The sequence below is a fragment of the Oceanobacillus sp. FSL K6-3682 genome (assembly GCF_037976165.1).
Taxonomy (GTDB): domain Bacteria; phylum Bacillota; class Bacilli; order Bacillales; family Amphibacillaceae; genus Oceanobacillus; species Oceanobacillus sojae.
Map to the genome: position 1 here is coordinate 2,138,124 of NZ_CP150263.1, position 21,915 is coordinate 2,160,038.

Below are 21,915 nucleotides of genomic sequence, written 5' to 3' on the forward strand. Positions count from 1 at the left end.
CTTCTTATCTTTAAAGGGATAGACCCTTCTGGAATTAGCACCTTGCTATGACAAGCTGGTTGCTGAGACATCATCGGGCCAGTCCCTCCGTCTCTCTGGATAAGAATTAAAATTTTATTCATTTATAATTACGTTTACTGTACAAGAGCCAGGAAAAAAAATCAAGTTTTATTTTGGAGAATATTCAAAAGCAGACTTCAGTCATACCAAGCTTTTACTCTATAGAATAATGAAGAGCAGGAAATAAGAATTCAAAAAAACGCGAAAAGTATTTGAAAAGGTATGAGATGAAGATTACAATAGTAGTGTTAGTATTTATTTGAATAATGTATTGCAAATTAGACACTCAATTAAAAAGATTATGAAGGTCTGAAATAAAAAGGGTGAAAAAGCAACAGTATGAAAATATATTAAAAAAGGAAGAAGATATATGCGTAAAAAAAAGCTATTATTGGTTAACATTTGTATGTTAACAGGATGTATCATTATCGTCGGTATCGGGATTTATAATGAAAATCGCTCCACACAATACCAGATGGAGCTGAATACCCGGGTCGGAGAAGCTGCAAATGGACAAACTGGCGAAAGTGTAGAGCTTTTTACAACTTCATGGGAGAATAAATTGTTATCAAATAATCAGCAAATTTATCAGACTGTCGATTTAAATAATCATCATAATTCTCAAGATGATGAAGTAGAGGTACAGGAAGATACAAACACGGCTCAAGAAACAGAAATTCAGGACGAAGCTTATGCAGTACAAGAAACAGAAGTGAAAAGTGAAACTTATTCAACTTCTGAGGAAGAACCTTCTTCCCAAATAACAAAAGGTGAAAGCAATCAAGCACAAACTGAAGAGAAAGAGCAAAGTAATAATTATTCCAATGAAAGAAACACTGCCGGTGGTGAAGCGAATAATTCAAAGGAAAAAACAGAAGCAGATCGTTATCAAAGCTCATCAGCATCTGGCAGCAAGATACACTCTGATGAAAATAAAAAGCCTTCTGATTCTAGTGGCTCTAAATCCGAAGATACAGAAGATACTGTAAAAGAAAATAATAATCCACCAGAAAATACAGAGGACAATCCAGACAAAGATAGCGACAAAGAAGAAGGCACAGGAGGTAAAGAACCTGAGCCGGGAAAAGATGAAGAAGATTTAGATGAAGAGGACAATGAAGAAGTAAATGAAGATACAGAAGATACTTCTGATCAGGAACCGGATAATGATGAATCTAAAGATGATGACAACAAGAGCGTAGCAACGGTTTACTCTGAGTAAATAATTATATACTATGTTTTTTTTAAATCTGAATATAATCGAAAACAAAAAAAGACAAAAAGAGATTTTTTAAAGAAATTACAATGAATATTAGCCTATTTCAACAAAATTTGATATTATATTAATTGCAGTAACTATTTATATGGATAGTTCGTTATTACATTAAATTTGATTTATGGAAGATAGAAAGGAAGGAAGATGAATTATGAGTAAACCAAAAGTAGTTGTGCTTGGTGCAGGCTATGCCGGATTAGTTGCCACAAGACGTTTAACTCAACAGCTGTCTCCTGAAGAAGCTGAAATTGTTTTAATTAACAAACATAATTATCACTATGAAAGTACATGGTTACATGAGGTTGCAGCGGGTACTATTAACCCGAATCAGGCACGTTTTATGCTTACAGATGTTGTTAACCCTAAGCGTGTCCGTCTAATTTACGATACAGTAACAGAAGTGAAACGCGAAGATAAACGTGTTGTTCTTGAAAACAGCGAAGTAGCTTATGATTATCTTGTATTTGCTTTAGGGTTTGTTTCTAATACATTTGGCATTCCAGGAATGGAAGAGCATGCATATGCGATTACTGACATAGATTCCAGCCGTTTGATCGCTGAACATATCGAATATCAGTTTGCTCAATACTCTTCAAGCGAAGAAAAACGCGATGAACAAATTTCAATCGTAGTCGGCGGTGGTGGTTTTACAGGTATTGAATTCGTTGGGGAACTCGCTGATAAAGTACCCGAGCTATGTAAAAAATATGATATTGACCGCAGTAAAGCAAGAATCATTAATGTAGAAGCTGCGCCATCTATTTTACCTATGTTTGATGAAGATTTGGTTTCTTACGGAAAACAATCTTTAGAAAATCGTGGTGTTGAATTCCGCATCGGTACCCCAATTAAAGAATGTACTGAAGAAGGATTTGTGGTTGGTGAAGACAATGAATTAATTAAAGCTGGTACAGTAGTATGGACTGGTGGAGTAACTGGTAACCCGGTATTAGCTGAATCGGGATTTGAATTATTTAGAGGAAAAGTAAATGTTGGACTGGATTTACGTCCGGAGGGTGAAGAAAATATCTTTATTCTTGGAGATTGCTCTTGGACAATGGATCCAGAATCTGGAAGACCATTTCCTCCAACAGGTCAGTTAGCTGTTCAAGAAGGAGCAAAAGCTGCTGACAACATTGTTGCCTTGATTCGCGATGAAGTTGTTACTGATTTTGTTTACTCTAATAAAGGAACAGTTGCATCTCTTGGTTTATCTGATGGTATCGGAAACGTACTTGACGGTAAAAAACTAAGCGGTAAAGCAGCGGCAGCAATGAAGAAAGTTGTTGATGACCGTTCTCTATTCTTAGTTGGCGGTGCAAAAACGTTACTTAAAAAAGGTAAATTCCGTCCGTTCTAAATAATAGGAAGTCATCCTAATCGTTGTATTCGATAAAATACTCCACAGGAGGTAAAAAATATGAAGAATTTCTTTTGCTATGTTTTGCTTGCTTTGACAGCACTGGTAGGTTACCGTGTTGCAAGTGAGTATTTAGAAGATAACAGGGACTTTAGATAAGTTTGAAAAATTGTCAGGATATATTCCTGGCAATTTTTTTATGGTTTTTAGTATAGATAGTGTTCTTCATTTACGAAACAATAATTCCAGATTTATTCACTGTATAGAAATAAAACATCCCAAACATAATAATACTTAAGGGGTGTGTCATGATGCGAATTTCTGTACTGCTATTGATATTTTTATTTCTTATATTTCCTCATACATCGCATGCTTCTGTCATGGAGCTTTACGATGAACAGAATGATTCTTGGCTTATTGATTTAAAACCTTATATATTTGAAATGGATGAGGCACTATTAAATTGGAATAACATTCAGTCCTTAACAAAGTATATGCAGGAAAAGGTCTATAAAAAGCCGAAAAACGCTTATATTAATAAAAATGGGGAAATTGTAAAAGAAAAACATGGGTATGCGCTGGAAGTAAACCAATTTCATACATTGATTAATGAATTTTACTATAGCGGAATGGATAACAGGCGGTTGCAAGTACCGAAACAAAAGATCCCGGCACGTGTTAGTGCAGAACTTTTAAAAGAAATTAAAGAGCACGAGTTAAATCGCTTTACAACCAGATTCAGGAAAGGAAATATAGAAAGAACACGTAATATTGAGCTTGCTGCAGATGCGATTAATAATACAGTCATTTTCCCCGGTGAGTACTTTTCTTTTAATGAAGTTGTGGGGGAAAGAACAAGAGAAAGAGGCTATCTTCCTGCCCCGGTTATTGTAAAAGGGGAATTTAGTGAGGATATTGGCGGAGGTATTTGTCAGGTATCATCGACATTATTTAATGCAGTAGATCTTCAAGGAATTGAAATAACGGAACGCTACGCACACAGCAGGGAGGTCCCATATGTTCCCAAAGGAAGAGATGCTACTGTAAGCTGGTGGGGACCGGACTTTGCATTTCGGAATAAATATAATCAACCTGTTCTTATTCAAGTGAGAGCTAATGAAGGAGCAATGACGGTCGCTATTTATACAAGTAACGATGCTTCTCTTTTTCAAGCAAAAAGTCCCTGATTTTTACTGTTGTGAGTAAAATCAGGGACTTGCTTTTTATCAGTTAAAGCTATTCAATATTATTCAGCTTTTTGCAATTCCAATTCAAAATTAATTTTTACTTCCTCACCAACAAGTACTCCGCCAGTTTCAAGGGAAGCATTCCAGGTTAAGCCAAATTCTTTACGATTAATACTTGTAAAGCCGCTGAATCCTGCAACAATGCCACCGCCCATTGGATCTTTACTTTGACCTTCAAATGTTACGTTAAAAACAGCAGGTTTTGTAGTTCCTTTTATTGTTAAATCTCCAGCAACTTCATAGTCATCACCAGATTTTTTAATATCTTTTGCTGTAAAAGTAATGTTTGGATAGTTCTCTGCATCAAAGAAATCTGCAGAACGAAGGTGGTTATCACGATCATTATTACGAGTATTGATGCTTGTTACATCTATTGTTACTTCAATATCAGCATCTGTTAAATCCTCTGCATCCGCATTGATTTTTGCATCAAAATTATCGAAAGTTCCCTTTGCTTTTGAAATCATCATATGCTTTACAGAAAAGCCTACTTCACTATGCGCTTTGTCTACTGTCCAATTAATTTTTGCCATTATTATTGCCTCCTAAAAAATAGTTACTTACTTTATGTTACTTAGTGTAAAATAATAAATTAAGAAAGTCAAGTATCTTTAATTAAAAATATTTTAAATACATATATACAGTACCCAAATACATATAGAATTAAACTTCTAAAGGTTTATGCCGTTTCCAAAAACCTGTTTTTTTAATAATAATATATAAGGGTTGTAAAGGAGGGGCAAAAAGTGGACAAAGGTACTATGATTAGTATAATAGCCGTGATTATCGCTGCAACAAACCAAGTTTTTGTGCTATTAGGTAAGTCACCAATGCTTATCGATAGTACCCTTATAGAACAAATATTATCTGCCATATTTACAATCATCACTGTACTCATTGCTTGGGTGAGACGGAAGAAAGCATATATGGCTAAACCGAAAAAGAAAAAGAGTAAGAAAAAAAAGAATTAATACAGATATTAGAAATAGAGCCTGTAAAAATATTTTTCTTTACAGGCTTTTTTAATGCTTCCTTTTATAAATTTCGGTATACTAAATATTAGATAATAGAATAAAAAAAGGAGAGATGTTAATGGTTCAACAATTACAGCCAACATGGGACTTAGATGTTATTTTTCCTGGACAAAGTAACTCAGAGGAATTCCGCCAATTTGTGAATGAGGTTAAGAGAGATACTGCTGAATTAACCGAAGAAGTTAATCATTTAGATGCTAATGGCGAAACGGAAGCTTGGGAAATAATTTTAGAAAAATTGGAGCTTCTTACAAAACAATCACGTGAAATGGGCGCATATATCAGTTGTTTAAGTGCGCAGGATGTAACAGATAAACAGGCTGCTTTATATGTTGCTGAGGCAGCTCAAGTACAAGCTTCAAGCAGTGCTTTGACAAAAATAATCGATCAAAAACTGGGAGCGATAACAGACGCAAACTGGGATATATTATTAGAACAGGAAGCGATAAAACCTCTTAAATTTATATTGACTGAAAGAAGAGAACGAGCACGCGAACAATTATCTAAAAATGAAGAAATTTTAATCGGCGATTTAGCTGTCGATGGGTATCATGCGTGGAATCAGATGTACGGAACCATTGTCGGCAATATGAAAATTGATATTGCAGAAGACGGAGAGACACAAAGTTATTCTGTCGGACAGGCTTCTAATAAATTATCAACACCAGACCGTGAGCAAAGAGAATATGTATTCCGGCAAATAAGCAAAGCCTGGAAAGAGAATGAAGACTTATTTGGACAAACCTTAAACCACTTGGCAGGTTTCCGTCTGCAAACATATAAGCATTATGAATGGGATAATGTTTTAAAAGAGCCTCTGGAAAAGAACCGGATGAAGGAAAAAACATTAAATGCTATGTGGGGAGCAATCGAGAAGCATAAGCCTTTATTTGTAGAATACTTAAATCAAAAAGCAACTCTATTAAATTTAGATCAATTAAGTATTTTTGATGTGAATGCTCCTATTCAATCAAAGGTAGAAAAAAAGAGCTATGATGAAGGAGCAGCTTTTATTGTTGAGCAGTTCCGGGGTTTTAGTCCACAGATGGCAGATTTCGCACAAATGGCATTTGAAAAACGATGGATTGAAGCAGAAGATCGGGCAGGAAAACGTCCGGGCGGATTCTGTACAAGCTTTCCTGCCAGCGAACAAACACGTATCTTTATGACCTATTCAGGAACTCCTTCTAATATAGCTACATTGGCTCATGAGCTGGGACATGGCTATCATCAGTATGTGATGAACGATGTGAACGGATTAAACCAAGGCTATGCAATGAATGTAGCAGAAACTGCTTCCACCTTTGCTGAAATGATTGTAGCTGATGCATCTGTGAAAATGGCTAAAACAGACGAAGAAAAACTGACATTGCTAGAGGATAAAGTATCGCGCAGTATTGCCTTCTTTATGAATATCCATGCACGGTTCTTATTTGAGAAGCAATTCTATGAAGAGCGTAAGCAAGGAATGGTAAGCACAGACAGATTAAATGAGCTTATGGTAGAGGCGCAAAAAGAAGCGTATTGTGACAATCTATCAGAATATGATCCGCATTTCTGGGCATCTAAGCTGCATTTCCATATTACTGGTGTGCCGTTTTATAATTTCCCTTATACTTTTGGATATTTATTCAGCCAGGGAATCTATGCATATGCACAGGATTACGAAGGAAACTTTGAAGAAAAATATACTGCTTTATTAAGAGATACAGGCCGATTGACAGTTGAAGAGCTTGCTGAAAAGCATCTGCAGGTTGACTTAACAAAACCTGATTTCTGGGAAAATGCAATAGAAATCTGTGAACAAGATGTCCAGGCATTTTTAGAATTGGCGAAGAAACTTCAAAAGTAGTATAAGCTATTGCGATTTACCGTAAAGTGATTTATACTGAACCTATACAAAAAAGTGAATAAAAAAAGCCTGCAAGGGGAGCCATTGGCTGAGAGTGAACATTATTCATGTTCTGACCCTTTGAACCTGTCAGTTAGCGCTGGCGTAGGGATTGTGGACTTTTTGATGGATATAAAAGTAATGTGTGAGCGGAGTTTTAGATGTTCTGTAGAGATGTACTCTCTTTTAAGAATATCGCCATCAAGAAGACTCCCTTGGCATTACTTTTTTGTTGTGTAAAAAAAGACTGTTGAAGCTATGAAAAAAATAAATTTGATTTTGGCATAGCGTCATGTATTTGGGGGAGAAGAAATTGAAAAATAAAACACTATTTTTAGTTGAGGTAGCAATATTTACTGCCCTCGCATTATTACTGGATATTTTACCGATAGGGTTTAAGCTCTGGCCACAAGGCGGCTCCGTATCTTTTGCAATGATTCCTATTTTTATTGTTGCTTTTCGCTGGGGGCTTAAAGGCGGTCTTTTATCAGGGTTTCTTTGGGGGGTATTACAGGTTGCGACAGGGACGGCTTTCATTATGCATCCAGTACAGGGGATTATTGAGTATGGATTAGCATTTACTGTTGTCGGCCTGGCAGGAATAGTCTCTAAACAGGTTGTGGAAAGTATAAAAGGTAAGCAGATGAAGAAAGCTTTTTCTTATATTTTAATTGGAGTATTTTTGGGTTCTGCTGCACGTTTTGTTTGTCATTATATTGCAGGAATGGTTTTCTTCGGATCTGCGGTAGACGGGCAGCCGGCCTGGCTCTATTCATTAATCTATAATTCATCTTATATGATTCCATCTTTTATACTGAGTCTAATTATTGTGTTTCTTCTGTTCTATAAACAGCCGAGAACATTAACAGGAAAAATTTAAAATAAAAGGGCAGAGAACACGCTGTTATTCAGTTTGGTATTCATAGACGGACGGTTATGTTCCTGGGAATTAATCTGTGAATAAACTATACTTTTGAAGAACTCCCTCACACAAAAAACCTGCAGCATTTATCGCTGCAGGTTTTTTTCTGTAAAGAATAAAGAACCAAATGTATAAGAGTGATCCGTTCCGAATTTTAATGACTCATGATTTGCATCGTTTTTGTTAAGTTTTATTAACATTTACTTATGTAATAGGCTATGTTCGTGAATAATGGTAGAATAAAGAAAATAAAAGAAATGATTACATGAAAAATAGAAGTAATCAACATTCCTGTTCAGCAGGAGAAAAAATGCTTCGGGGTGAAATTTTCATCTACGTAAGCATATATATGAAATAGGGGGGATTTTTCCAAATGGGAGAACAGATTCTAATTGTAGATGATGAGCAATCGATTGTTACTTTACTAAAATATAATATCGAAAATGCCGGTTTTACCACAGATGTAGCATACGATGGAGAAGAAGCTTATCAAAAGGCTGCTGCGGGTAACTATGAATTAATTATTTTAGATTTAATGCTCCCAAAACTAGATGGGATGGAAGTATGCAGGAAATTAAGAAAAAATGATATTGATACACCAATATTAATGCTTACAGCAAAAGATGAAGAAATTGATAAAATTCTTGGGCTGGAGCTTGGGGCAGACGATTATTTGACAAAGCCGTTCAGTCCAAAAGAAGTGGTTGCCCGAGTCAAAGCAATTATTAGAAGAACGCAGCGTCCACAGGAAAACAGTTACCAATCTATCAGAATAAAGGACTTGATTATTTATCCAGAACGCTATGAAGCAGAAATGAATGGAGAATTAATTACTTTTACCAGAAAAGAGTTTGAACTGCTGTACTATTTGGCTAAACATAAAGGGAAGGTTATTTCCAGAGATCAATTACTCAGCAGTGTGTGGGATTACGATTTTGTTGGTGACACAAGGATTGTTGATGTTCATGTAAGTCATCTGCGGGATAAAATTGAACCAAATTCAAAAAAACCTGTTTATATTAAAACAGTCCGTGGATTAGGTTATAAATTAGAGGAGCCGGTTTAAATGAAGATTTTATTTTCTAAAGCCTTGTTCCCCAATATACTTGGTATCACAATTGTCCTGATATTATCCGGATGGTTAATGGTACAAGCTGAAGGAAACTGGGTATTTACCATTGCTATTATTTTATTTGAATTTTTAGTGATTTCTATTATATTTATGCAATTCTATAATAAATACACGAGACCACTGAAAAAAGCTTCCAAAACAGTAAATGAAATGATTAAAGGAAATTACTCTGCCCGTTTCTATAATGGAAATAGTGAAGAAATGGAGCAATTGAGTAAAAATATTAATAAATTAGCCCGAAATATGAATGAGATTACCATTCAGGAGCAAATGCATGCTGAGCAGTTAACTTCTATTATTGACAACATGAAAAACGGTCTTGTCCTTATTGATGAGAAAGGATACGTTCATCTTGTAAATCGTGGATTTCTAGAGATGTTTCACGGAAATGAGAAACAATATCGCGGTCATTTATATTATGATGTATTTCAAAATGAGGCGATGCACGATGTTGTTCAAAAAACATTTCTATATGAGCAGCCAGTCAAACAACAATTTAAAAATAAACGCGGGTTGACTAAAAATTACATGGAGGTAATTGCCGCACCTATTTTTAATGAGCATAATATGATTAAAGGTGCTGTTCTGGTTATTTACGATATTACAGAATTAAAGCGGCTGGAAAAGATGCGCAAGGATTTTGTGGCAAATGTTTCTCATGAGCTGCGTACACCAATTACTTCAATACGAGGATTTGCAGAAACATTAAAAGAGGCACAGCATGATGAAAAAGCAGCAGAGGAATTTATAGAGATTATTTATAAAGAAAGTCACCGATTACAGTTACTCATTGAGGATCTATTAGAACTTTCCCGTTTAGAAAGAGAAGGTTTTCAACTGGAAAAAGAAGACTTTAATGTCAAACAGATGATAGATGCAGTTCTGCCGTCATTAGAACAAAAAGCAGAGAAGAAAGAGTTGAATTTGGCAACATCTATTTCCTCCGATATAAGCATTCATGCAGATGTTGAAAAATTAAAGCAGGTAATTATCAATCTTGTGGACAATGCAATTAACTATACACCTTCTGGAGGAGATGTGAATCTTAAAGTATCCGAGGATGAACATCGTGTCCATTTTTCAGTTGAGGATACTGGAATAGGGATGGAGCAAAAGGTAATACAAAGGATATTCGAACGGTTTTACCGGGTCGATAAAGATCGAAGCAGGAACACAGGCGGCACCGGTTTAGGTTTAGCCATTGTAAAGCATATTGTAGAAGTCCATCAGGGAGAAATCGTTGTGGACAGTGAAGTAAATAAAGGTACAGCCATACATGTATATATTCCGAAAGATTAAGTCATCGCTATGGTCATAGCGATGACTTTTCTCATTAACTCAACTTTCGCACCTTAAAAAATAACTTGCTTATCATAGAAACAGGTGTTGATTATTCCTTCCATCTATCTCTTGACAAAGCATAAACTCGATATAGAAAGAGGGTAACGTGTAAAGCTACCGCTGCGGCGGACCGTTTTGCTTTCCTAGGGACATGCTCTTCAGCTAACTTGAAAAGCGGTTTTCTTTTCAAATTAGCTGAAGCCGTCCCCATAGAAAGTGTAGTGGTTGGTTGCAGGAGCTATACACAATTTTCATTTCAATAGAAGGATGATTTAACAACATACAAGCAGGAAAAATGATGGAGATGTTTATTTTTGAATAGCAAGGTATAGATGCTTATTCTCAAGTGCGAAAGTTGAGTCATTAAATAAGCACTCATATCTAATTGTTATGAAGCAACTCTATAAAGGTTATCCTGTTTAGTAAGTAAATGTGCATATTATGCAGTTCTCTGCAAACATGATAAAATAATATTACTCAGATGATAGATAAAGGAGACGGGATTATGACTAAGAAGTTAATTTTAATTGACGGTAACAGCATTATTTATCGTGCTTTTTTTGCGTTACCGCTGTTAAATAATGAAAAAGGTGTCTATACCAACGCAGTCTATGGTTTTACAACGATGCTGCTTAGAATTTTAGAGGAAGAAAAGCCGACACATATGCTAGTTGCCTTTGATGCAGGTAAAACAACATTTCGCCATCAAACCTATAAAGAATATAAAGGTGGGCGGCAAAAAACTCCTCCAGAGCTTTCGGAACAATTTCCGGTCTTAAAGGAATTGCTTGATGCGTTTGATATTAAGCATTATCAGCTGGAGCAATATGAGGCAGATGATATTATTGGAACACTATCGAAGCAGGCAGATAATCAGGACTGGGAAGTGACTGTTATTTCTGGAGATAAAGATTTACTCCAGCTTGTATCGGATCATGTAACGGTCAGTGTTACCAAAAAAGGAATCAGTGATATTGAAAAGTATACACCAGAATATCTTCTTGAGAAAATGCAGGTAACCCCTGAACAGATTACAGATTTAAAAGGCTTGATGGGAGACAGCTCCGATAATATTCCGGGTGTTCCAGGTGTAGGTGAAAAAACAGCAACAAAGCTGTTAACACAATTTAATAGCCTGGAGCAGGTGTATGAGCATCTGGATGAAGTGAAAGGTAAAAAGTTAAAGGAAAATTTAACAACATATCATGATGATGCTGTCATGAGTAAAGAGCTGGCAACGATAAACAGAGATTCTCCAGTTGCGGTTGGTCTGGAAGATGTCATTTATGAAGGTTATTCAACAGGGTCTGTCCGGAATATTTTTATGGATTTAGGATTCCAATCATTATTGACACGACTTTCTGATTCAGAAGAAACAGAGGAAGAGGCCGTGGAACATAAAGAAATTAAATACGATATTGTGAACGATGTAACGGAAGAAATCTTCTCAGATGAAGATGTGATTGTTGTAGAAATGTTAGGCGAAAATTATCATACAGCACAGATTGAAGGAATCGGAATTGTAAATGACAATAAAAAAAGCTTTATTCCTACCTCTGCTGCAATGGAATCTTCTGTTTTTAAAAATTGGGCAGAAAACCCTAAAAAAAAGAAAATTGTATTTGATGCCAAACGGACAAAGGTTGCTTTACTGCGTAATGATATTCAAATTGAAGGAATTGTATTTGATGCCCTGCTCGCTTCCTATTTAATCAATCCTGCTGAAAATAATCATGATATTCCCGCTATTGCAAGCAGAAAAGGGAATTATGATTTATCCTTTGATGAAGAAGTTTACGGTAAAGGTGCTAAACAAAAAGTACCGGAAGAAGAAATTCTTAGCGAGCATGTTGTTCGAAAAACCAATGCATTGCTTGAATTATATCCGGAGATGGAAAAAGAATTAGAGGAAAATGAACAGGCAAAGCTCTTAAAGGAATTAGAAATGCCGCTTGCTCTGATTCTGGCTGAAATGGAGCATCAGGGTGTCTTAGTAGATGTCGAACGTCTGAAGGAAATGGGTGATGACTTAAAGGAAAGACTCAGCAATTTAGAAAAAGAAGTTTATGAATTGGCGGGCAAGGAATTCAATCTCAATTCACCGAAGCAGCTTGGTCCAGTGTTATTTGAAGATTTGGGACTTCCGGTAATTAAGAAAACGAAGACAGGCTACTCCACAGCAGCTGATGTGCTGGAGCAGCTTGCAGACCAGCATGAAATAATACCAAAATTACTTTTGTACCGTCAGCTGGGTAAGCTGCAATCAACCTATATTGAAGGTTTGCAAAAGGTGGTCCGCAAAGATACCCATAAAATTCATACGCGTTTTAACCAGGCATTAACACAAACGGGCAGATTAAGCTCGGTAGATCCTAATCTGCAAAATATTCCTATCCGTCTAGAGGAAGGCAGAAAAATACGTGAGGCATTCGTTCCCTCACAAAAAGGCTGGAAAATGTTTGCTGCTGATTATTCTCAGATTGAATTACGGGTACTTGCCCATATTGCAAATGATGAGAAATTGATTACTGCCTTTAAAAATGATTTAGATATTCATACGCAGACGGCAATGGATGTATTTCATGTTGAAAGGGACGAGGTTACATCGAATATGCGTCGCCAGGCGAAAGCTGTTAACTTTGGAATTGTGTATGGAATCAGTGATTATGGTTTATCACAAAACTTAGGTATTACGCGAAAAGAAGCCAAGCAATTCATTGAACGTTATTTTAACAGTTATCCAAGTGTAAAAGAATATATGGATGACATTGTTGTAGAAGCAAAACAAAAGGGGTATGTAACGACTCTGATGAATCGCCGCCGTTATCTACCTGATATTACCAGCCGAAACTTTAATGTACGCAGTTTCGCGGAAAGAACAGCAATGAACACGCCAATTCAGGGTAGTGCTGCCGATATTATAAAAAAAGCAATGATCGATTTAGACCATCGAATTAAACAAGAAAAACTGCAGGCCAAGCTTTTATTACAAGTTCATGATGAATTGATTTTAGAGGCGCCAGAGGATGAAATTGAAATCTTAAAAGAGATCGTTCCAGAAATGATGGAGAGGACCGTAGAGATTTCTGTGCCATTAAAAGTGGATTATTCTTATGGTGAAAGCTGGTTTGACGCGAAGTAAGGGGAAGAAAAAATGCCGGAATTACCAGAGGTAGAAACAATTAAAGAGACGTTGAAATTACTTGTCCAGGGCAAAACAATAGAAAATGTAGACGTGCTTTGGGCAAATATTATAAAGCAGCCGGATGATGCAGAGATATTTAAGCACCTGCTGGAAGGCCAAACCTTCCAGGAAATAAAGAGAAAAGGGAAATTTTTGCTCTTTTATTTAGATGATTATGTGCTCGTGTCTCATTTAAGAATGGAAGGGAAATATCGATTGCATGCACAAGCTGGGGAGATAGAAAAACATACGCATGTGATTTTCTATTTAAAAGGTGGCGAAACACTGCGTTATAACGATGTCCGCAAGTTTGGAACCATGCACCTGTTAACCAAGGGAAGTGAATTTACACAAGCACCTTTAATGGCTTTGGGACCAGAACCATTTGAGGAAGCATTTACTGCTGAGTATTTTTATCAGCAGCTAAAAAAATCATCTAGATTTATCAAAACAGCACTTCTAGATCAAAATCTTGTGACGGGACTTGGTAACATTTATGTTGACGAGACCTTATTCCGTTCCGGAGTTCATCCTTTAACAAAATGCAATGAACTGACCAAAAAAGAAGCAGGTGCGATTCGTTCTGCTGCAATTGAAACACTACAGGAGGCTGTAAAGGCTGGCGGTACAACCATCCGCAGCTATGTGGACAGCCAAGGAAATATGGGAATGTTTCAGCAGGTTTTGTATGTTTATGGTCAAGATAAAAAACCATGTAAAACATGCGGTGAAGAAATTATAAAAATGAAGGTTGGCGGCCGGGGGACACATGTATGTCCTAAGTGCCAGCCGCAAAAAGGTGAATGATTTATGAGTTTAGTGATTGGATTGACTGGAGGAATCGCCAGCGGAAAAAGCACAGTAGCAAAAATGTTTGCTGAGTTAGATATTCCGGTAATTGATGCTGATGTAATAGCCAGGGAGGTAGTGGAGCCGGGGGAAGAGCCATATAAGCGTGTGGTAGAGGTATTTGGTAAAGAAATATTAAATCCGGATGGCTCGATTAATCGGCCGAAGCTTGGCTCTATTATTTTTTCAAATGAAGACAAAAGAAAACAGTTAAATCAAATTGTTCATCCGGCAGTCCGTAAACAGATGTTAAAGAAAAAAGAAGATTATATTGAGCAAGGGGAAAAGTGCGTTGTATTGGACATTCCTTTGTTGTTCGAAAGTAAGTTAACTTCCCTGGCAGATCAAATTTTAGTTGTATTTGTAAATGCAAAAACACAGCGCAAGCGTTTGATGGAAAGGAATCAGCTTACTGAACAGGAAGCAATGGACCGGATCGGTTCACAAATGCCTTTAGAAGAGAAGGCAAAGCTTGCTGACGAACTAATTGATAATAATCATACTATAGAGGAAAGTAAAAATCAGCTGTTGGATTTATTAAGAAAATGGAACATAATTGAATAGTTAAACACAGTACAGGCACCATCTAAGCTTTTTATAAAGTGAAGATAGTGCTTTTCTTTATTATCTAAATTTTAAATGCAGATACTCCAAATAATGATAAGAAACATTTTTATATTTAATGACACACTTTACCTTATATATGTTATACTAATTGTAACAAAAGATAAAAAGTATAACATAATCAGGAGGAAAGAAGTGCTTATGGAGAAAACGCGTATTGCAATAACAGGTTTTGGCCGAATTGGTAGAATGGTTTTTCGTCAGGCGATGGAAGAGGAACAATTAGAAGTTGTTGCCATTAATGCAAGCTATCCATCAGAAACACTTGCTCATCTAATTAAATACGATAGTGTTCACGGCCCTTTTAAGGGAGAAGTGAAAGCGTTGCCGAATAAACTGATTGTTAACCGCAAAGAAGTTCTTTTAGTAAATTCCAGAAATCCTGAAGAACTCCCATGGCAGGATCTTGGTATTGATATTGTTATTGAAGCAACAGGTAAGTTTAAAACGAAAGAGACAGCGGGCCTTCATTTGCAGGCGGGAGCAAAAAAAGTGATTATAACTGCGCCTGGAAAAGAGGTTGATAAGACAATTGTAATTGGAGTAAATGAAAGTGATTATAACCCGGAGCTGGATGATGTAATTTCCAATGCGTCCTGTACTACAAATTGTCTGGCCCCCGTGGTAAAGGTTATTGATGATCACTTTACAATAAAGAATGGACTGATGACAACAGTCCATGCTTTTACAAATGATCAAAAGAATATTGATAACCCGCATAAAGATTTACGTCGGGCAAGGAGCTGTACGCAATCTATAATTCCAACGACGACAGGCGCTGCTAAAGCACTTGCAGAAGTGATGCCTAAGCTTAAAGGTAAATTACACGGGATGGCATTACGCGTGCCGACTCCTAATGTGTCCTTAGTTGATTTAGTGATTGATATTGAAGAAGATGTCACTGCAGAAGAGGTTAACGCAATATTTAAACAGGCTGCAGAAGGAAATATGCATGGAGTCATTCAATATTCTGATGAACCTTTAGTTTCTGTTGACTATACAACAAGTACTTATTCTGCAACAATTGATGGCCTGTCAACGATAGTAATGGATAATAATAAATTAAAAATTATTGCCTGGTATGATAACGAATGGGGTTACTCAAAACGAGTTGTTGACTTAACCAGCTATGTAGGCTATAAATTAGAACAGAAGGTACGTTTAACATCATAAGAACAGGAAGAAATCCGCGTGAAAAACTTCATGCGGATTTCTTTTTCTGTTATTAAACTTTAAATTTACCTGCTTCATCCTGAAGTTCTTGAGCAGTTTCGCTTAAGGATGTAGCGACATGAGCTACTTCATTCATTGTTGCAGTCTGCTCCTCCATCGACGCTGCAATCTTATCAATATTTCCGGACATGACTTGAGAGCCTGTTGAAATCTCTGTAACCGATGCTGCCACTTGTTCTGCACTTGCTGAAAGCTCCTGTGAGGTCGCTGAGATTTCCTGAATTTCATTTGTCATACCTCGAATAGCTTCTACAATAGCTTCAAACGATGAGCCAGCTTCAGTAATAACCTCTACTCCTTTATGAACAGCAGGCAGGGCACTTTGCATAGCTTTTTCAACATTTTCTGTGTCATTTTTAATTTCTTTAGTTAACATGCTGATAGAACCAGCTGATTTTTTTGACTCCTCTGCCAGTTTACGTACTTCATCTGCCACTACTGAAAATCCTTTTCCCTGCTCCCCTGCACGAGCTGCTTCAATTGCTGCGTTTAATGCTAACAAATTTGTTTGATCTGTGATATCAGTAATAACATTGGTAATATTTTCAATTTCTTCTGTTTGTTTTGCCAATTTTATCACAAGTTCATTTACTGAAGATGCCGACTCATTAATATTGTTCATCTGCTGCTGAGCATCACCGATAATCTTCGTCCCGTTTTGAGCAGATTCACTTGTTTCACTGGAAGAAGAATGAAGCGATTGTGCGGCTTCTGCAATCTGCTGTACACCTTGTGCAGTTTCTCCCATCGCAATGGAGCTTTCATTCGCTGCATCTGCTGCTGTTTGAGAGGTTTCAGCTGTATCGGCAGCCTGCTTTGTCACTTCTTCTGTTGTAGCAGATGCTTCTTCAGCACTTGCAGAGAGCTCTTCAGATGATGCACCTAACTGTTCCGCATTTTGTTGGATACGAACAATTAAGTCACGTGTATTATTTTTAGAAGCATTGAAAATAACAGCCAATTGACCTAGTTCATCTTTCGATTTAACAGCAATATCTTCAGCAGATAAATCACCATCGCCAATTTTCTTTGCAATATCCATGACACTTAATAATGGAGCTGTTATAGAACGGCGAACATAGAACATTAAACCAATTCCAATTAGTATACTTGCCCCTAAAACAATGATTGAAACAACCTGTGCGATACCAATCGCAGAATCTATTTCTCTTTCGATATTATCCATTTGTCCTACTTGATAGTTTTCATTGCTTGTGCCGCTTCAAACATTCCTTCATTGACATCTTGAACAGTTGTATTGACAATTTCTGTTGCCTGTTCTATATTGTCATTTTGAACAGCAGCTATTATATCAGGCATTACTTCGTTGAATTCATCATTTGGGATGCTGGCCTGTTCCCAATACATTCTCATTTCTTCTGAAGCTAAATACCCTTCCAGTTCGTTTAAATTTTCATCCAGCTCCCCGGCAACAGTCAGAAGATTTTCTCTATGCATGTCTTCCTCCGGTTCTAAAATCAACGAACGGATATGGAGCGCCTGCATGGCGACATCGTAGCGGATGTTTTCAATTAAGAAAAGCTGTTCCAGGCGGTAATCCATTGCTTCTTCTACTTCGCTTTTAATATTTTTCAAATTCATCATACTGCTGCCTACAGAAACAGCTAATAAAACAATTAACACAATAAAAGATAAATTTAACTTCTTTCCTACACTCATTAAACATACTCCTTCTTCTTTAAAAATGATATAATTACTTTCTTATTTAGTATATCGGTCGTTTATCATTAATATGTAGTAGGTCTTTGCTATTGTTTTGTGAAAATAATACTACAACCAATTACCGAAAAATGATCTTATTGAAGCTCCGAAAAATTTTACTTGTTTTTGGATGATTTCAATAAATTTTGCTTTATGTTTAACCTGAATGCTTCTTCGTTTTAGGAAAGTAGTTTAAATGTTTAAATCATGTTAAAATAGTACACACGTAATTATTATATTCATATGTTCAAGAAGTGTGCGCTTTATAAAGCAGATAAATAGAACCTGACAGCTGATTTCATAGGCTTACGAATACTGAAGGGTTATTTTTCACCGGACTTTTTGAACACTCTCTTACTAGTGAAAATATAGGATGTGTATGTATATGTCGATGGGTTATAAAATTAAACGTTTTTTTAATAATCATTCAGAAACCAGTGATAATCATATAGATAAGTCTTTAAAAACCAGGTATTATAAAGCGAGTAAGAATACAGTTATTCAAACTGTAGAGGATTATTTTAATTCGAGTCCGGATTTTTCAATTCATGCACGCTCCGATCAGCATGGAGAGATTGGAGCAACCAGCAAACGCGGTAAAAAAGTTTTAGTTATCGCTACAGTTGTTATGGTTCGGCCATACTATACAGCACTCGATTTTTCTGTAACGACAGAAACACCTGTCCATATTGATTTTGGCCATAGCAATAAAATAATAAGAAGAGTATATCAGCATGTAAATGAACAGCTGCCGGAGATAGAAATGTAATTTGAGAAGGAGTGAACGAAATGCGTTGTTCCAACTGTAATAACAAAAATACTAAAGTACTGGATTCTCGACCGATAGAAGAGGGAGCAGCAATACGTAGACGCCGGGAATGCGAGAAGTGCGGATTTCGTTTTACCACTTTTGAACGGATTGAAGAAGTACCACTCATTGTTGTGAAAAAAGATGGCATGCGTCAGGAATTCTCGAGAGAAAAGCTGACAAGAGGCATTATCAGAGCATGTGAGAAGCGGCCTGTAGCTATAGATACGATAGAAAACATTGCATTGGAAGTAGAAAAAAGTTTGCGAAACACAGGAAATTCTGAGGTTTCCAGTCATACAGTAGGTGAGATGGTGATGGAGAGACTTGCAGAAGTTGATGAGGTCTCTTATGTCAGATTCGCATCTGTATATCGTCAATTTAAGGATATCTCCGTTTTCTTAGACGAGCTGAAAGAAATTATTAAAACGGATAAACAAGCACATGAAGAATAAAAATGAAATTATGTGGCCGGGACTGCGATTACTCGTCCAGTCGAAAACATTTTTGATTGAGGGCCCTGCCGGACAAAATTTGGGACTGCGGTTACTCGCCGCACGAGAGACATTGCAGACTCTTATACATTTTTACTTTTCAAAAAAGGATGGGTTATCATGAATGTAATTGGAAAAATCCTTCCTATTGATGGATATAATGTTGTTATGGACAAACAGCCTCCACTTGATTTTAATGCTTCTTTGACACATCTGTATCAGCCGTTAATCGGTATCCAGGCAATTTCTTTATACTATACTTTGTTTTATGAGGTGGGTCATGTGCAAAAGGTGCAGACACACCATACATTAATGACATATTTAAATTTGACACTGGATGATATCTACCGTGCACGTATAAAGCTGGAAGCCATCGGGTTATTAAAAACTTATAAAAGAACAGAGGACGGCAGAGATTATTATACGTATAATGTGCAGTGCCCATACTCTCCGAATCAATTTTTCAGGGAAGCAATGCTGTCTCAGCTGCTGCTGCATCATATAGGAGAACTAAAATATAATGAGCTTTATTCGCGTTATGTAAAGGATAGTCATCTATATGGCGAAGAGGTAACAGCTGATTTTAATGAAGTGTTTGATACAATAACACCATCTTTGCCTGTTGCTGAGAATGTAAAAACAAAGAGGCAGTGCACTGAAAAGGATTCAATGGATTTTTCCTGGATAGAACAAACGCTCAAGCAGCGGTTTATTCCAGCTGAAAGAATCCTAAATTCTGCGAATAAAAAGCTTATTCATCAAATGAAGGTATTGTATGACATAGAAAGTGTTGATATAGAGAAAGCACTGCTGTGGGCTCTTGATGAAGATAATAAATTGAATCAGGAAGAGTTTAAATCAGCATGCCACGACATGTTTATTTCCCGTAACAACGGGCAGTCTATCCGTTTAAAAGAAAAGATAACGGCGAATACAGAGGCTATAATGAAGAAGCCTGAAACAAAGGAAGAACAGCTTATTCAAGAGCTGGAGACAATTTCTCCAAAGCAATTATTAGAAGATCTATCAGATGGGAATCATGCATCTGAGCAGGATATCAAGGTTGTCCGCGAGGTTATGACCAGGCAGGGATTGCCAGCTCCTGTCATGAATGTTTTAATTCATTATGTCCTGCTGCAATCAAATATGAAGCTGTCCAAAGCTTATATGGAAACTATTGCCGGCCACTGGTCCAGAGTTGGACTGAAGTCTGCCAAAGAAGCAATGAGCTTTGCTAAACAAGAACAGGAAAAATATAAGTCTGCTAAAAATAAACCAAGAAAAAATAATAATTATAATTACAATAATAGCTATAAGAAAGAGGTTGTTCCGGATTGGTTTAACAACCGGAAGAAGAAACAGCCGGTGAATACAGGCTTAAGCGAAAAAGAGCAGCAGGAAATTGAAGCTAAGCTGCAAAAATATTTAAATGAAAGCTGAAAAGGAGGGATGCTTGATGAAGCCTATACAATCAGAATTAAAAGCATGGATGGATACGAATGAGAATTTCAAATCCAATTATACTAGAATAAAAAAAGAAATTCTGAGTGATCCCTCTATTCAATCATTTTTACATGAACACCATGAACTGACTGACCACGATATTGAAAAGAACTTAATGCGGCTATATGAATATAAGACACAATCCAAGCAATGTGATCGCTGTGCTTCTTTTGGAGAATGTCAAAACATGGTTCAAGGGTACTCTCCGATATTAAGTATGGATAAGAATGAAATTAGACTCAGTTATGAAAAATGTCATTCACGTATTCAGGCTGAAGAACAGCAGGCGCAGCAGAGGTTATTTCAAAGTCTTTATATGCCAAAAGAGATTTTGGAAGCGAAAATGTCAGAAGTTATTCAGGATAAGTCGAGGATTTCAGCAATTGGTGAAATTATCAATTTTTTAGAGGAAGCTAAAACAAGCTTGCCTAAAAAAGGTTTATATCTTCATGGCTCGTTTGGAATTGGTAAAACATATCTATTAGGTGCTATAGCGAATGAACTGAAAAAGAGAAATTACTCAACTACACTTATTTATATGCCGGAGTTTGTCCGGGAAATAAAGGGTTCTTTTAAAGATGATTCTTTTAATGAAAAGATAGATTTCTTTAAGAAAGCAGATGTTTTAATGCTGGATGATATTGGGGCGGAATTACAATCAGCCTGGTTCCGGGATGAAGTATTAGGCTCTGTCCTGCAATATCGTATGATGGAAGGCTTACCTGTTTTTTTCTCTTCCAACTTTGATTTAAATCAACTGGAGAAGGAACTTGCAAGTACAAGAAATGGTGTGGAAGAAGTCAAAGCCGGGCGGATTATTGAGCGTATTAAGCAGGTAAGTACAGTGGTGAAAATGTCTGGTGAAAACAGAAGAGACGAATAGAAAAGAGGATTTCCGCTGATGGAAATCCTCTTTTCTATTCATATGTTTATCATCAGGTGAAACTTTTTAAATGTTTTTTTAAATAGGCATAACAAGTATCTTTTTGCAGATTTTTTTATAGAGGCTGTTCAAAAGTCCCTAAGTGCTAGTATATGCTCTTGATCCATTCGTGAGATTCATACGAATGGATCGAATCTAGTTTTAGCAAATATTACGAGCAAGAATTAACTTATATATCACTTTTTGAACACCCTCTTATACTACATCAAGCAAATCTGCTAGTCTGACTAGTTTGAGCATTTTTATCTGAACTTGTCCATATAATGTAACAGTTTGTAAGTGGATGAGGGTG

Annotated in this window: 20 protein-coding genes and 2 riboswitches; of the genes, 17 read left to right on the top strand and 3 right to left on the bottom strand. The window is 36.6% G+C overall.

Features of this window, described 5'->3' with window-relative positions; genetic code table 11:
- Position 1: 1 nt before the first annotated feature.
- Positions 2–106, bottom strand: a riboswitch (SAM riboswitch).
- Between the two features lie 324 nt (positions 107–430).
- The 3 genes from MHH51_RS10665 to MHH51_RS10675 all read left to right on the top strand — a co-directional run bounded on the left by MHH51_RS10665 (position 431) and on the right by MHH51_RS10675 (position 3,883).
- Positions 431–1,282, top strand: a complete 852-nt coding sequence (locus MHH51_RS10665) for a hypothetical protein (RefSeq protein WP_339286002.1) — start codon at positions 431–433, stop codon at positions 1,280–1,282.
- A gap of 205 nt (positions 1,283–1,487) precedes the next feature.
- Positions 1,488–2,696: an NAD(P)/FAD-dependent oxidoreductase gene (locus MHH51_RS10670; RefSeq protein WP_147207994.1), complete on the top strand. Its 1,209-nt coding sequence runs from the start codon at positions 1,488–1,490 to the stop codon at positions 2,694–2,696.
- 308 nt (positions 2,697–3,004) lie between these two features.
- The gene (locus MHH51_RS10675; protein ID WP_339286004.1) at positions 3,005–3,883 is read left to right on the top strand and encodes a VanW family protein; all 879 of its coding nucleotides are present in this window, start codon (positions 3,005–3,007) and stop codon (positions 3,881–3,883) included.
- A gap of 59 nt (positions 3,884–3,942) precedes the next feature.
- Here the strand turns inward: MHH51_RS10675 and MHH51_RS10680 are convergent, their stop codons facing one another.
- Complete coding sequence (locus MHH51_RS10680; protein ID WP_339286006.1) at positions 3,943–4,476, bottom strand: YceI family protein; 534 nt, start codon at positions 4,474–4,476, stop codon at positions 3,943–3,945.
- Positions 4,477–4,689: 213 nt separating this feature from the next.
- Here MHH51_RS10680 and MHH51_RS10685 point away from each other — a divergent pair, with 213 nt between their 5' ends.
- The 9 genes from MHH51_RS10685 (at position 4,690) to MHH51_RS10725 (ending at position 16,093) form a co-directional block, all read left to right on the top strand.
- A complete protein-coding gene (locus tag MHH51_RS10685) occupies positions 4,690–4,914 on the top strand; it encodes a phage holin (RefSeq protein ID WP_339286008.1) in 225 nt (74 codons plus the stop codon).
- A 121-nt stretch (positions 4,915–5,035) separates the two neighbouring features.
- The gene (locus tag MHH51_RS10690; RefSeq protein ID WP_339286010.1) at positions 5,036–6,829 is read left to right on the top strand and encodes a M3 family oligoendopeptidase; all 1,794 of its coding nucleotides are present in this window, start codon (positions 5,036–5,038) and stop codon (positions 6,827–6,829) included.
- A gap of 64 nt (positions 6,830–6,893) precedes the next feature.
- A riboswitch (TPP riboswitch) is annotated at positions 6,894–6,998 on the top strand.
- Positions 6,999–7,181: 183 nt separating this feature from the next.
- The gene (gene thiT, locus MHH51_RS10695; RefSeq protein ID WP_339286012.1) at positions 7,182–7,748 is read left to right on the top strand and encodes an energy-coupled thiamine transporter ThiT; all 567 of its coding nucleotides are present in this window, start codon (positions 7,182–7,184) and stop codon (positions 7,746–7,748) included.
- Positions 7,749–8,163: 415 nt separating this feature from the next.
- On the top strand, positions 8,164–8,856 hold the full coding sequence (locus MHH51_RS10700; protein WP_339286014.1) for a response regulator transcription factor: 693 nt from the start codon (positions 8,164–8,166) through the stop codon (positions 8,854–8,856).
- Entirely contained in the window at positions 8,857–10,221 is a 1,365-nt protein-coding gene (locus MHH51_RS10705; protein WP_339286016.1) for an ATP-binding protein, read from the top strand.
- 547 nt (positions 10,222–10,768) lie between these two features.
- Positions 10,769–13,405, top strand: a complete 2,637-nt coding sequence (gene polA, locus MHH51_RS10710) for a DNA polymerase I (protein ID WP_339286017.1) — start codon at positions 10,769–10,771, stop codon at positions 13,403–13,405.
- A gap of 12 nt (positions 13,406–13,417) precedes the next feature.
- Positions 13,418–14,254 (top strand): DNA-formamidopyrimidine glycosylase, encoded by an 837-nt coding sequence (mutM, locus tag MHH51_RS10715; protein WP_339286018.1) that lies wholly within the window; start codon positions 13,418–13,420, stop codon positions 14,252–14,254.
- A gap of 3 nt (positions 14,255–14,257) precedes the next feature.
- Positions 14,258–14,860, top strand: a complete 603-nt coding sequence (gene coaE / locus MHH51_RS10720; RefSeq protein WP_339286020.1) for a dephospho-CoA kinase — start codon at positions 14,258–14,260, stop codon at positions 14,858–14,860.
- A gap of 201 nt (positions 14,861–15,061) precedes the next feature.
- The gene (locus MHH51_RS10725; protein WP_339286021.1) at positions 15,062–16,093 is read left to right on the top strand and encodes a glyceraldehyde-3-phosphate dehydrogenase; all 1,032 of its coding nucleotides are present in this window, start codon (positions 15,062–15,064) and stop codon (positions 16,091–16,093) included.
- A 52-nt stretch (positions 16,094–16,145) separates the two neighbouring features.
- Here MHH51_RS10725 and MHH51_RS10730 read toward each other — a convergent pair whose 3' ends face one another.
- A complete protein-coding gene (locus tag MHH51_RS10730) occupies positions 16,146–17,339 on the bottom strand; it encodes a HAMP domain-containing methyl-accepting chemotaxis protein (protein ID WP_339286022.1) in 1,194 nt (397 codons plus the stop codon).
- 5 nt (positions 17,340–17,344) lie between these two features.
- A complete protein-coding gene (locus MHH51_RS10735) occupies positions 17,345–17,833 on the bottom strand; it encodes an MCP four helix bundle domain-containing protein (RefSeq protein ID WP_339286024.1) in 489 nt (162 codons plus the stop codon).
- A gap of 427 nt (positions 17,834–18,260) precedes the next feature.
- Here MHH51_RS10735 and MHH51_RS10740 point away from each other — a divergent pair, with 427 nt between their 5' ends.
- From MHH51_RS10740 to dnaI, 5 genes are read left to right on the top strand one after another with little or no spacing between them, the layout of a single operon-like run.
- Positions 18,261–18,644 (top strand): cytosolic protein, encoded by a 384-nt coding sequence (locus MHH51_RS10740; protein WP_339286026.1) that lies wholly within the window; start codon positions 18,261–18,263, stop codon positions 18,642–18,644.
- Between the two features lie 20 nt (positions 18,645–18,664).
- Entirely contained in the window at positions 18,665–19,138 is a 474-nt protein-coding gene (nrdR, locus tag MHH51_RS10745; protein WP_077603243.1) for a transcriptional regulator NrdR, read from the top strand.
- A complete protein-coding gene (locus tag MHH51_RS10750) occupies positions 19,128–19,301 on the top strand; it encodes a hypothetical protein (protein WP_156985427.1) in 174 nt (57 codons plus the stop codon). The genes nrdR and MHH51_RS10750 overlap by 11 nt, the downstream gene beginning before the upstream one ends.
- Entirely contained in the window at positions 19,298–20,617 is a 1,320-nt protein-coding gene (locus tag MHH51_RS10755) for a DnaD domain protein (protein WP_339286029.1), read from the top strand. The genes MHH51_RS10750 and MHH51_RS10755 overlap by 4 nt, the downstream gene beginning before the upstream one ends.
- Before the next feature lie 16 nt (positions 20,618–20,633).
- A complete protein-coding gene (dnaI, locus tag MHH51_RS10760; protein WP_339286030.1) occupies positions 20,634–21,563 on the top strand; it encodes a primosomal protein DnaI in 930 nt (309 codons plus the stop codon).
- Positions 21,564–21,915: the final 352 nt, after the last annotated feature.